Origin of the sequence: Sphaerisporangium album, assembly GCF_003323745.1 — a bacterium.
In the GTDB taxonomy this organism is placed as follows: domain Bacteria; phylum Actinomycetota; class Actinomycetes; order Streptosporangiales; family Streptosporangiaceae; genus Sphaerisporangium; species Sphaerisporangium album.
The window spans coordinates 131,152-143,546 of sequence record NZ_QOIL01000006.1 but is presented as its reverse complement, the minus strand read 5'-3'; the positions used below and the strand labels follow the sequence as shown (position 1 = coordinate 143,546).

Below are 12,395 nucleotides of genomic sequence, written 5' to 3'. Positions count from 1 at the left end.
TATCCGTACCCGTTAACCGAGGCCCAGATCCTTCCGCAGGCGCGCGACGTGCCCCGTCGCCTTCACGTTGTAGAGCGCCTTCTCGATCTTGCCCTCGGCGTCGATGACGAACGTCGAGCGGAGCACGCCGACCGTCGTCTTCCCGTACATCGTCTTCTCGCCGTACGCGCCGTACGCCTGGTGGACGGCCAGGTCGGGGTCGGACAGCAGCGGGAACGTCAGCGCGTCGCGCTCGGTGAACTTCGCCAGCTTCTGCGGGGAGTCCTTGGACACGCCGAGTACGACGAAACCGGCCGCGGTCAGCCCGTCCAGGCTGTCGCGGAAGTCGCACGCCTGCTTCGTGCACCCGGGCGTCATCGCGGCGGGGTAGAAGTAAAGGATGACCCGCTTGCCGCGAAGCGACTTCAAGCTGATGTCGGCGCCCTCGGCGTCGGGCAGGATGAAATCGGGTGCGGCGTCGCCGGGCTCGAGTCTCGTCTGTGTCACGGGAACAACCTACCGGCACGCCCCCCGTGCCGGTTGGACGCCGGACCTGACAGACTGATCGTTCGAACGCCGCGGCGGACCGTCCGCCCGGCACGGTGGCGAGCCGGCGTGAGCGCGGCTCGTCCGGGACGTAGAGAAGGGGATCGTCATGGCGGACACCGATCCCGAGGCGCTCGAACGGCAGATCGAGCGCACCCGGGCGGAGCTGGCTGTCACCGTGGACGCCATCGTGGAGCGGGTCAGCCCCAAGCGGGTCGCCGAGCGCGGCGTCGCCAAGGTCAGGTCCAACGCCGAGCAGTTGATCGCGACGGCGCGCGACGCGGTGGGGCTCGGCCCGGCGCGCTCGGAGGACGGTGTCCACGGTGACGACGCCTGGCAGGACGACACCCCCATGCGAAGCCTCGCCCCCGTGCTGATCGGCGTGGGAGCCGTCGTGATCGTCGGCGCGGCCATCGCCATGTGGCGCCGCCGCCGCGCCTGACCGGCCCCTTCCCCTGCCCCTTTCCGGCCTGGAACTGCCGTCACCCCGGCGGCCCTGACGCATGCCTTCATTCGATCCCTTGACCGCGCCTTGGTCGGTTTCCTATCCTCCCGGTAGGATAACTAGGAATTGCCGGACCGCGCGTCACACCTCCGAGGAGGACGAGTGAAGTTCGTCGGGATGGGCTCACCTCCACCTCCGGGCCGCCGTGGTGACGCGGCCGGACGGGACACGGGCCTCAAGCCGGTCACGGCGCACCGGGCCCCGGCGCGGGCCGACTGATGCCGGCGCGGTACGTCGCGCGCAGGGTGGTCCAGGCGCTCTTCGTTCTGTGGGCGGCGTTCACGGTCTCCTTCGTGATCCTGTACATGCTGCCCGGCGACCCGGTCTCCGTCCTGGCCGGCTCGGATTCGGGGCGCGACATCACTCCGGAGCAGCTTGACGCGCTGCGGCACGAGTACGGGCTCGACCGGCCGGTGATAATCCAGTACCTCACCCGCCTCGCAGACGTGGTTCACGGTGAATTCGGCAGGTCCGTCCAGAGCCACCAGCCGGTCCAGACCATGATCGCCGACGCGCTCCCCGCCACCGCGCAGATCGCCGGTCTGGGACTGCTGCTGGCCGTCCTGTTCGGGACGGGCCTCGCGCTGGCGGCCACGTACGTGTCGTGGGGATGGCTGCGGCAGGCGCTGCTGAGCCTGCCGCCGCTCGGGGTGGCGATCCCGTCGTTCTGGTTCGGCCTGCTGCTGCTCCAGGTGTTCTCGTTCAGGCTCGGTCTCTTCCCGGCCGTCGGCAACGAGGGCCTCGCCGGCGTCGTGCTCCCCGCCGTCACCCTCGCGCTGCCCTCCGCCGCGACCATCGCCCAACTGCTCGCCAAGAGCATGAGCACCACGCTGCGCGAGCCCTACATCGAGACGGCCAGGGCCAAGGGGGCGGGCCGGCCCCGGATCCACTTCCGCCACGCGGTGCGCAACGCGGCGCTGCCGGCGCTGACGGTGGCCGGCCTGGTCGTCGGCAACCTGCTGGCCGGCTCGGTGGTCACCGAGACCGTCTTCTCCCGTACCGGCCTCGGGCGCCTGACGGCGCTCGCCGTGGGCACGCAGGACATCCCGGTCGTGCAGGGCCTGGTGGTGTTCGCCGCGCTGGTGTTCGTCCTGATCAACCTCGCCGTCGACCTCGTCTATCCCCTGCTGGACCCGCGGATCGCCCGCCGATCCGCGGCGGTGTCGTGAGGGGCCGTCCATGACCGACCTGACCAGCGTCTTCCACCCGGGCGCCGAACCGGGCGCCGCGGACGAACCGCACACGACCGCCGTCGCCGGCGCGCCGGTCCGGGGCGGGGCACGGGAGGTTCTGACCTTCCTCGCCAGGCGCCCCGGCCTCGTGGCCGCCGTCGGCTGGGTCGCGCTCGTCCTGCCGGCCGCCTTCGCGCCCGGCCTGCTCACCTCCGCCGACCCGCTGGCCGCCTCACCGGCCGACAAGCTGGCCGCCCCCTCCGCCCTTCACCCGCTCGGCACCGACGAACTCGGCCGGGACCTGTACGCGCGCGTGGTGCACGGCGCGGGCCTGTCGCTCAAGGCGACCGTGATCGCGGTGCTGGTCGGTCTTCTGGCCGGGTCCGTGCTCGGCCTGCTGGCCGGATTCCTGCGCGGGTGGGCCGACGACGTGATCATGCGGGTGGTCGACGTGCTGCTCGCGATCCCCGGCCTGCTGCTGTCGCTGGCGCTGGTCACCGCGCTCGGGTTCGGCACCGTCAACGTGGCGGTCGCGGTCGGGGTGGCGAGCGTCGCGAGCTGCGCCCGCGTCATGCGTTCGGAGGTGCTCCGGGTGCGCCACAGCCTCTACGTCGAGGCCGCGCACGCCGGGGGCGCGCGCTGGACCCGGGTGCTGGTCCGCCACGTGCTGCCCAACTCCTCCGGCCCCGTGCTCGTCCTGGCCGCCCTGGAGTTCGGCACGTCCATCCTGTCGGTCTCGGCCCTCAGCTTCCTCGGCTACGGCGCCCAGCCTCCGACGCCGGAATGGGGCTCGCTGATCGCGAGCGGCCGCGACTACCTCGCCGTCGCCTGGTGGATGACGACCATGCCGGGCCTGACCATCGCGGCGACGGTCCTGGCCGCGAACCGCATCTCCCGGATGCTGGACGGGGAATGGAGGCACCGCGGATGAGCGGAGCCGAGGCCGGGAACGGCGTCGAGAACCGGGCAGGGAGCACGGCCGGGAACCGCGCCGAGAGCAGGGCCGAGAGCAGGGCCGGGAACAGCCCCGGGAGCGGCGCCGGGGACGAGCCGCTCCTGCGGATCCGGGACCTGGTGGTGAGCTACCGCGTCGGCGGGGGACCGGTGCACGCCGTCCGCTCGGTGAGCCTCACCGTCCGGCAGGGCGAGACGGTCGCGATCGTCGGTGAGTCCGGATGCGGCAAGTCCACGACCGCGCACGCCGTGGCAGGCCTTCAGGCGTCCAACGCCGTGATCGGCGGCGGGGAGATCCTCTTCGGCGGGACCGACCTGGCTCGGCTGGGGGAGCGGCGGATGCGCGCCGTGCGCGGCCGCGACATCGGGCTGATCCCGCAGGATCCGACCGTGTCCCTCAACCCGGTGAAGCGGATCGGGAGCCAGGTCGCCGAGGTGCTGATCGTCCACGGGCTGGCGAACAGGCGCGACGCGGCGGCCCAGGCGGTCGAGGCGCTGCGCCGCGCGGGTCTTCCCGACCCGGAGACCAGGGCTCGGCAGTACCCCCACGAGCTGTCGGGCGGCATGCGCCAGCGGGTGCTCATCGCCATCGCCGTCGCCGCGCGCCCGCGCCTGATCATCGCCGACGAGCCGACCAGCGCCCTGGACGTGACCGTGCAGCGGCACATCCTCGACCACATCGAGCACCTGTCCCGCGAGACCGGCATGGGCGTGCTGCTCATCACCCACGACCTCGGCATCGCCGCCGACCGGGCCGACCGGGTCGTGGTGATGCGCGAGGGACGGGTCGTGGAGGAGGGCGTCCCCGAGCGGCTGCTCACCGACCCGCACGAGCCCTACACGCGCGACCTGCTCGCGGCGGCCCCGAGCCTCGCCACAGAGCGTCCGACGCTGCTGGCCGTGCGCGCCGCGCGCGGCCGGGCCGGGCGGGCCCGTACGACGGGCGTCACCGGCGACCCGTTCGCCGGGCGCGCCCCCGCCGAGTCCCCGGCTCCCGCCTCCGGCCGGGCCGACGACGTGCTGATGTCGGCCCACGGCCTGGTCAAGGAGTACCCGCTGCCCCTGGGCCGCGGGAAGACGCGCGCCGTCGACGACGTGCACTTCGCCATCCGCCGGGGGCGGACCTACGGGCTCGTGGGCGAGTCCGGCTCGGGCAAGTCGACGACGGCCCGCCTCCTGCTGCGGCTCACCGACGCCACCGAAGGGCGCATCGTCTTCGACGGCGAGGACATCACCCGGCTGCGCGGCGGCCGTCTGCGGTCGCTGCGGCGGCGGATCCAGGTGGTCTACCAGAACCCGTACGCGTCGCTGAACCCCCGGCTGAGCGTCGAGCGGATCATCGAGGACCCGCTGGTCTCGTTCGGCCTCGGCACCCGCCGGCAGCGGCGGCGGCGCGCGGCCGAACTGCTCGACGTCGTGGCCCTGCCCGCCGCGGTGCTGCGCCGTCGTCCCGCCGAGCTGTCCGGCGGGCAACGCCAGCGTGTGGCGATCGCGCGGGCGCTGGCGGTCAACCCGGAGCTCGTCGTCTGTGACGAGCCGGTGTCCGCGCTCGACGTGTCGATCCAGGCGCAGATCCTCGACCTGCTGGTCGGTCTCCAGACCGACCTGGGCGTGAGCTACGTGTTCATCTCCCACGACCTCGCGGTGGTGCGGCAGGTCGCGCACCAGGTCGGCGTCATGCGCGGCGGACGCCTGATCGAGCAGGGCGACGCGGACGACGTCTTCTCACGTCCCCGGCAGGCCTACACGCGGGAACTGCTGGACGCGATCCCCGGCCACCGCCGATGAGCCACGGCGGAACACCGACTCCAGGAGCGTATCGATGAAGAGTTCATATCGTCCGGGGAGGCGCGGCCGCGGGCGCGTGCTCGCGGCCTGGCTGGCCGCCGTCCCGCTGGCGCTGGCCGCCTGCGGGCAGGCCGGCACGGCGGAGACGAGCGCGGCGGGGAACGCCCCGCGGGCCGGCGGCACCCTCACGTTCGGCCTGAGCACCGACCCGATCAGCATCAACCCGCGCGGCGCCGGCGCCGGAAACGACGCCCTGTACGTCTCCCGGCAGCTCGTCGACTCCCTGACCGAGCAGGATCCCGCCACCGGCAAGCTCATCCCCTGGCTGGCCACCAAGTGGGAGGCGAGCGACGACGCCAGGACGTTCACGTTCACGCTGCGCGACGGGGTCACGTTCTCCGACGGCAGCCCGCTCACCGCGCAGTCGGTCAAGGACAACTTCGACGACATCGTCAGGGCGGGCGCCAAGGCCCCCTCGTCGATCATCTACTTCACCGGCTACAAGGCCACCGAGGTCGTGGACAAGCTGACGGTGAAGATCGAGTTCACCACGCCCAACGCCGCGTTCCTGCAGGCCAGCTCCACCGCCGCGCTCGGCCTGCTCGGGCCGTCCACCCTGGCCAGGCCCGTCGAGGAGCGGGACGTCGCCAACGTGGTGGGCACGGGCCCGTTCACGCTCGACCACTACACCAAGAACTCCGAGGTCGTGCTGAAGAGGCGCAAGGGGTACGGCTGGGCGCCGGCCGACCGCGAGCACCAGGGCGACGCCTACCTCGACTCCGTGGTCTTCAAGGTCATCCCCGAGGCGGGAGTGCGGACGGGCGCGTTGCAGTCCGGGCAGATCGCGGCCATCGGGAGCGTCCCGCCGCAGAACGTCCAGGTCCTGCGGAGCAGCGGTTACACCCTGGTGGTGCGCCCGAACCCGGGCAACGTCTTCAGCCTGACGGCCAACGAGTCCAGGCCCCTGCTCAAGGACGTCCGGGTGCGTCAGGCCCTGGCCAAGGCGATCAATGCCCAGGAGGTGCGCGACACGGTCCTCACCCCGGACTTCGCCGTCGCCACCAGCATCCTCGCCAGGACGACCCCGGACTGGACGGACCTGAGCGGCGCCCTCACCTTCGACGTCGAGGCCGCCAAGAAGCTGCTCGACGAGGCGGGGTGGACGCCGGGCGCCGACGGCGTCCGCGAGAAGGACGGCGAGAAGCTCAGCCTCGTCACCACGTGGCTGTCGAACTTCGGCCCGAACCAGTCGGCGCTGGAGCTGATCCAGCAGCAACTGTCCAAGATCGGGGTCAAGCTGGAACTCCAGACCTACACGGTGCCCGAGCTGCTCCAGGTCTACGCCAAGGGCACGTTCGACCTGGCCTGGGGCAACCTCAGCCGCGCCGACGGCGACGTCCTGCGCACCAACTACTCCACCGCGGGCAACAACTACTACCGCATCGACGACGCCGGGCTGGAGGACGCGCTGCGGGGACAGCAGTCGACGGCGGACGGCGCCGAGCGCGCCGGCCACATCCAGCGGGCGCAGAAGCTGATCGTCGAGAAGGCCCACTCGATCCCCGTCTTCGAGCTCACCACCATCCTGGCGCTGTCGTCCAAGACCCATGGCATCACGCTCGGCGCCGACTCCCGGCTCCAGCAACTCAACGACGCCTGGGTGAGCTAGCCCAAGGGGCGGCTCCCGGACCCCGCCCCTCCGCCCGGACCGTATCTCCACCGGACTCCCGACCAGGAGGACCCCGTGACCGACCCTGGAACCAAGCAGATCCACCTCGCCGCGCACTTCCCCGGCGTCAACAACACCACCGTCTGGTCCGACCCGCGCTCGGGGAGCCAGATCGACTTCGACTCGTTCCGGCACCTCGCCCAGACGGCCGAGCGCGGCAGGTTCGACTTCTTCTTCCTCGCCGAGGGGCTGCGGCTGCGCGAGATGAAGGGCCGCATCCACGACCTGGACGTCGTCGGCCGCCCCGAGTCGCTGACCGTGCTGTCGGCCCTGGCCGCCGTCACCAGCCACCTCGGGCTGGCCGCGACGGTCAACTCCACCTTCAACGAGCCCTACGAGGTGGCACGGCGGCTGGCCTCGCTGGACCACCTGAGCGGCGGGCGGGCCGCCTGGAACGTCGTGACCAGCTTCGACGCCTTCACCGGCGAGAACTTCCGGCGCGGCGGTTTCCTGGCCGAGGCCGACCGGTACACCCGGGCCGCCGAGTTCCTCCAGACCGCCCGCGAGCTGTGGGACACCTGGGCGGCCGACGCGGTGGCCGCCGACGCCGCCTCCGGCGCGTTCGTCCGCGAGGGAGGCATCACCCCGTTCCGGCACCAAGGGCAGCACTTCGACATCTCCGGCCGGTTCAACACCCCGCGCCCCCCGCAGGGCCACCCGGTGATCATCCAGGCGGGGGACTCTGACGAGGGCCGCGAGTTCGCCGCCTCCGCCGCCGACGTGATCTTCAGCAGGCACAGCAAGCTGGAGGAGGGCCGCGCGTTCTACGCCGACGTCAAGCGCAGGCTCGCCGCGTACGGGCGGCGCCACGAGGATCTGAAGATCCTCCCGGCGGTGACGTACGTGCTCGGCGACACCGACGCCGAGGCGCACGAGCGGGCCGCCGAGATCCGGCGGGCGCAGGTCAGCCCGCAGACCGCGATCTCCTTCATCGAGGGCTACTGGGGCCGCGACCTGTCCGGCTACGACCCCGACGGCCCGCTGCCCGACATCGAGCCGGACCTGGAGGAGGGCGTGTCCAAGGGACGCGCGCAGTTCCGCCGGGACCGGGGAGCGGTCGTGGCCAAATGGCGGGCGCTCGCGGCGGAGAAGAACCTGTCCATCCGCGAGCTCGTCATCGAGCTGGCCGCCCCGCAGACCTTCATCGGCACCCCGCGCGCCGTCGCCGACGAGATCGACACCTTCGTGCAGACCGACGCCGCCGACGGGTTCATCTTCGTCCCGCACCTCACGCCCACCGGTCTGGACGACCTGGTCGACAAGGTGGTGCCGCTGCTCCAGGAGAAGGGCGTCTTCCGCGCCGACTACTCCGGCCCGACCCTGCGCGACCACCTCGGACTCGCCCCTCACGCGTAAGGAGACGCCATGACACCCCACTCGACGACACCCCTCCCGACGCCGCTGCACCTGGCGGTCGCCCTGGACGGCGCCGGATGGCACCCGGCGGCCTGGCGGTCCGAGGACGCGACCCCGGACCGGCTGTTCACCGCCCGCTACTGGGCCGACCTCGTCCAGGAGGCCGAGCGCGGCCTGCTGGACTTCGTGACCTTCGAGGACGGGCTCAGCCTTCAGTCCTCGCGGCTCCTGGAGGCGGACCACCGCCTGGACCAGGTGCGCGGGCAGCTCGACGCCGTCCTCACCGCGGCGAACGTCGCGCCGCTGACCTCGCACATCGGCCTGGTGCCGACCACCGTCACCACCCACACCGAGCCCTTCCACGTCGCCATCGGCATCGGCTCGCTCGACCACATCAGCCGCGGCCGCGCGGGCTGGCGGCCCCGGGTGTCGGTCCGCCCGGACGAGGCGGCGAACTTCGGCCGCCGCGTGATCGCACCCGTCGACGTCCACGATCCCTCCGGGGTGATCGGCGAGCTGTTCGGCGAGGCGGCCGACGCCGTCGAGGTCGTCCGCCGGCTGTGGGACAGCTGGGAGGACGACGCCGAGATCCGCGACGTCGCCACCGGCCGGTTCATCGACCGGGACAAGCTCCACTACATCGACTTCCAGGGCGAGTGGTTCAGCGTCAAGGGCCCGTCGATCACCCCGCGCTCCCCGCAGGGGCAGCCCCTGGTCACCTCGCTCGCCCATGACACGCTGCCGTACGAATTCGCCGCCCGCGCGTCCGACGTCGTGTACGTGACCCCCCACGACCGGGACGGGGCCGCGGACATCGTCGCGCGGGTGAGGGCGGCGGAGGACCGCGTGGGGCGCACCGGGGCCCCGCTGAAGATCTTCGCCGACCTGGTGACGTTCCTCGGCGAGGACGCGGCCGACCGGAAGGCACGCCTGGACGACCTCGACGGGGCCGAGCTGGACTCGGACGCCCGCATCTTCACCGGCGCCCCGGACCGGCTCGCCGACCTGCTGCTGGACTGGGGGCAGGCGGGCCTGGACGGCTACCGCCTCCGCCCCGGCGTGCTGCCCCACGACCTGACGGCGATCACCCGGGGCCTGGTCCCCGCCCTCCAGGCCCGTGGGGCGTTCCGCGGCGCGTACGACGAAACGTCCCTGCGCACCCGCCTGGGCCTACCCCACCCGTCCAACCGCTACGCGGCGGCAACCGCGTAACGGCGTGGCGCGGCCGACGCCGCTATGGAGGCGGGCCGTTCCCTTGGACGACGGCGATGCCGGCGCCCCCTATGGCGAGGAGCACGGCATACGTCGGTGGACGCCGTACGAGCCGCGCCTTCCGGGCTCCTGGGGTCGTCCCGGTCAGAGGAACGCCCGGCCCTCGCCGCGGTAGGTCGGCACCGTCTCGATGACGTGGTCGCCTTCGACCAGGTGGAGCGCGTCGAAGCGTTCGCAGAGCTCGCCCGCCTTGGCGTGGCGGAACCACACCCGGTCCCCGATCCGCAGGTCGTGGGCCGCCGGTCCGAGCAGCGGGGTCTGCACCTCGCCCGCGCCCTCCCTGGCGTCGTAGCGCAGCCCGGCCGGCAGGTACGGCTGGGGAAGACGGGACGCGCCAGGGGCCCCGGAGGCGTGGTAACCGCCGCCCAGGACGGTGACGACGCCCGGCGCGGGTCTGCGGACCACCGGAAGCGCGAACAGCGCGGCCGGGCGTCCGGTGAAGCCCCGGTAGAAGTCGAACAGGCGCGGGTGGTACAGGCCCGACCCCGCCGCGATCTCGGTGATCGCCTTCTCCCGGGTGGTCTTCTCCAGCGAGCCGGTGCCCCCGCCGTTGACGAACTCCAGGTCGGCGAGCTGCCGGACGGCCTGCACGATGCGGCCCCTGCGGACGATCAGCTCCTGCTGGGACCGAGCCTGCATCAGCCGGACGACCCGCCCGTACGGGCCGGGCACGCGATCGCCGACGCCCGCGATCTGCGCCTCGTACGCCATGAGGCCGGCCAGCCGGAACCCCGGGCGCTTGGCGGTCGCGGCGGCCAGCTCGACGGCCTGGTCCGGCTCTCTGACCGGTGAGCGCAGGACACCCGCCCGCAACCGGCCGCCGAGCGCGTTGAACCCCGCATCGATGTCCAGACATATCCGGATCTCGTGGCGGTTGCGTACCCCGTCGACCGCCGCGTCGACGAAGTCCAGATGCTCTACGCAGTCGATCACCAGCGTGATCTCGGCCGCGGCCCGCGCGTCCCCCGCCAGCTCGGCCAGCGCCTGCCGGTCGGCGGTGGGGTACGCCACCAGGATGTCGGCGAACCCCTCCGACGCCAGCCACAGGGCTTCGGGCAGCGTGAACGCCATGATTCCCGCGTAGCCGTCCATGGCCAGCACGCGCCGCAGGACCTCCCGGCAGCGGATCGACTTGCTCGCCAGCCGGATCGGCTTCCCGCCCGCCCGGCGCACCATGGCGGCGGCGTTCGCCCGCAGAGCGTCCATGTCCAGGATCGCGAACGGGGGGTCCAGATCGGCGGTGGCGCGATCGTAACGCCGACGTTCATCCATGACCCGGAGTCTAGGCAGGCCGCATTAAATGAGCCCAGGTCATGTTATGAGGTTGTCACACCTCCGCATGGTCCCCGACATCCGCCGTCCGCCACATCAGAGGCCTCCGCACGGTCTCCGAGACCCCGCGCGCTCACCGTGCCCGCGCGTGGTTCGTGACAACCCGCGCCGCCCGCGCGTGCCTCATGCCTCCGCGTGGTGGGTCGCGTCGCCGCCGTCCTGCCGCCGATGCCGGGCCTGGTGGGACGAGTCCTCCGTCGCCTCATCCTGAGTGCGGCGGGCGAAGGCGAGGCCCGCCGCGAGGCAGGCGACCGGCACGACCGGCACGACGTAGCGGTGGTCGAACGCGGCGATCATCGGCGGGAGCACGAGCAGCGACACCGCGACCGCCCAGGGCAGCAGCACCGGACCGCCCAGCCTCCGCCACCGGACGACCACCCCGGCCAGGCCCGTCAGCAGGATCAGCGCCAGCAGCGGGCCCCGGACGTAGCCCTGCTCCTGGTAGGCGCGCAGCCATCCGGCATAGGGCTCGGCCACCACGGTGTCGCCGCCGTGGCCCTGGTAGGCGGCGGTCAGCTCGGGCGCGGTGCGGCCAGACGAGGCGATCTTGTCCGTGAACGGCTTCACGGAGTCGGGGAAGACGTACGCGCTCTGCGGGCCGGGCGTCGGATATATCCGGCGTGTCCATTCGAAGCTCCACAGAGCGTCCCTGACGCCGGTGAGCACGAAGTCGAACGGCTGCCCCAGGATCGCGTCCTTGGAGAAGGCGCCCGCCAGTCGCTCCCGATCGGCGTCCTTCTTGACCTTGGCCAGCGGCGAGTCCCCGTCCCAGATGTACACCGGGGGAGCGGGACGCGCGGAGACCGGCTCCGTGGGGCAGAGGATCTTCTCCTCGCCGGACGGCCTGAGCTTCGCGCAGTCCGCGAAGCTCATCGTGCGCGCCCACAGCCACACGTTGCTCTGGCCGAGACCGTAGCTCCCGTGCTCGGCGTGGAACCAGACCGCGTAGCCGCCGATGCCCACGGCGGCGGCCAGCGCCGTCGCCGGCACGGCGCGCAGCCCCGCCCGCGCGATCACCATGGCCACCAGAACGACGATCAGGACGGGCAGCCCCACCGTGCGGGTCAGGGTGGCGGCCATCAGCAGCAGGCCCGCGCCGGCGGCCGTCCAGACCGTCGGCCGCCGCCTCCACAGCAGGAGGGTCACCGCCGCCGTCACCAGGAACGTGAACAGCAGGTCGGCCATGACCAGGTGTTCGAGCTGCAACATGTGCACGTCGAACAGCACCGGGACGGCCGCGAGCGTCGCCCCCCAGCCGGGGAGCCGGGCCCGGCGGCGCAGCAGCGCGTACACGCAGACCGCCATCGCCAGCCCGAGTATGTGCTGGACCACGACGACGGTGGTGAAGCTGTGGAACGGGCGGAGCGCCCACAGGAAGAGCGAATAGCCGGACGGCCGTGACTCCAGTGGCTGCGGATCGAGCGCCGCGTTGACGTAGACGAACGAGTCGGCCCAGAACCAGAGCGCCGGCCGGTACCCGAGCACGGCGACCAGCCTCAGCGCCGCCCCGGCGACGACCGCGAGCAGGAACACCCAGTGCGCGCGGGCGAACGTACCGAAGCCCCCGCGCGCCCGCCCGGACGACACCCCCGCCGGAGTGCCGGTCTCCACCTCAGCCGACGACCCGGCCGCACGGGGAGCCGCACCCGACAACACCGCGAACCTCCTCGGGGGGACAACGGGCTCTACATGCTAGCCCCGCCCACCCCCGCCACGGCGCCCCGCGCCTCTGCCCTCTCTGACCGCCACCCCTTCTCGAGGC

At 72.5% G+C, this 12,395-nt stretch carries 10 protein-coding genes; 7 read left to right on the top strand and 3 right to left on the bottom strand.

The window, feature by feature from the left end; genetic code table 11:
* Positions 1-12 precede the first annotated feature (12 nt).
* On the bottom strand, positions 13-486 hold the full coding sequence (bcp, locus tag DQ384_RS12715) for a thioredoxin-dependent thiol peroxidase (RefSeq protein ID WP_114028969.1): 474 nt from the start codon (positions 484-486) through the stop codon (positions 13-15).
* 148 nt (positions 487-634) lie between these two features.
* On the opposite strand from bcp, the gene DQ384_RS12710 reads away from it, so the two are divergent.
* The 7 genes from DQ384_RS12710 to DQ384_RS12680 all read left to right on the top strand — a co-directional run bounded on the left by DQ384_RS12710 (position 635) and on the right by DQ384_RS12680 (position 9,241).
* Complete coding sequence (locus DQ384_RS12710; RefSeq protein WP_114028968.1) at positions 635-967, top strand: DUF3618 domain-containing protein; 333 nt, start codon at positions 635-637, stop codon at positions 965-967.
* A gap of 281 nt (positions 968-1,248) precedes the next feature.
* Positions 1,249-2,199 carry an ABC transporter permease gene (locus DQ384_RS12705; RefSeq protein ID WP_114028967.1) on the top strand — a complete coding sequence of 317 codons (951 nt, stop codon included), beginning with the start codon at positions 1,249-1,251 and terminating at the stop codon, positions 2,197-2,199.
* Positions 2,200-2,209: 10 nt separating this feature from the next.
* Positions 2,210-3,133 (top strand): ABC transporter permease, encoded by a 924-nt coding sequence (locus DQ384_RS12700; RefSeq protein WP_114028966.1) that lies wholly within the window; start codon positions 2,210-2,212, stop codon positions 3,131-3,133.
* Positions 3,130-4,944 carry a dipeptide ABC transporter ATP-binding protein gene (locus DQ384_RS12695; protein WP_114028965.1) on the top strand — a complete coding sequence of 605 codons (1,815 nt, stop codon included), beginning with the start codon at positions 3,130-3,132 and terminating at the stop codon, positions 4,942-4,944. Before DQ384_RS12700 ends, DQ384_RS12695 begins: the two co-directional genes overlap by 4 nt.
* Before the next feature lie 34 nt (positions 4,945-4,978).
* Positions 4,979-6,613 (top strand): ABC transporter substrate-binding protein, encoded by a 1,635-nt coding sequence (locus tag DQ384_RS12690; protein WP_114028964.1) that lies wholly within the window; start codon positions 4,979-4,981, stop codon positions 6,611-6,613.
* A gap of 75 nt (positions 6,614-6,688) precedes the next feature.
* On the top strand, positions 6,689-8,029 hold the full coding sequence (locus tag DQ384_RS12685) for an NtaA/DmoA family FMN-dependent monooxygenase (RefSeq protein WP_114028963.1): 1,341 nt from the start codon (positions 6,689-6,691) through the stop codon (positions 8,027-8,029).
* A gap of 9 nt (positions 8,030-8,038) precedes the next feature.
* Positions 8,039-9,241 (top strand): LLM class flavin-dependent oxidoreductase, encoded by a 1,203-nt coding sequence (locus DQ384_RS12680; protein ID WP_114028962.1) that lies wholly within the window; start codon positions 8,039-8,041, stop codon positions 9,239-9,241.
* A 144-nt stretch (positions 9,242-9,385) separates the two neighbouring features.
* Here the strand turns inward: DQ384_RS12680 and DQ384_RS12675 are convergent, their stop codons facing one another.
* The gene (locus DQ384_RS12675; protein ID WP_114028961.1) at positions 9,386-10,573 is read right to left on the bottom strand and encodes an amino acid deaminase/aldolase; all 1,188 of its coding nucleotides are present in this window, start codon (positions 10,571-10,573) and stop codon (positions 9,386-9,388) included.
* Between the two features lie 183 nt (positions 10,574-10,756).
* Complete coding sequence (locus DQ384_RS12670; RefSeq protein WP_147268757.1) at positions 10,757-12,289, bottom strand: hypothetical protein; 1,533 nt, start codon at positions 12,287-12,289, stop codon at positions 10,757-10,759.
* Positions 12,290-12,395 lie beyond the last annotated feature (106 nt).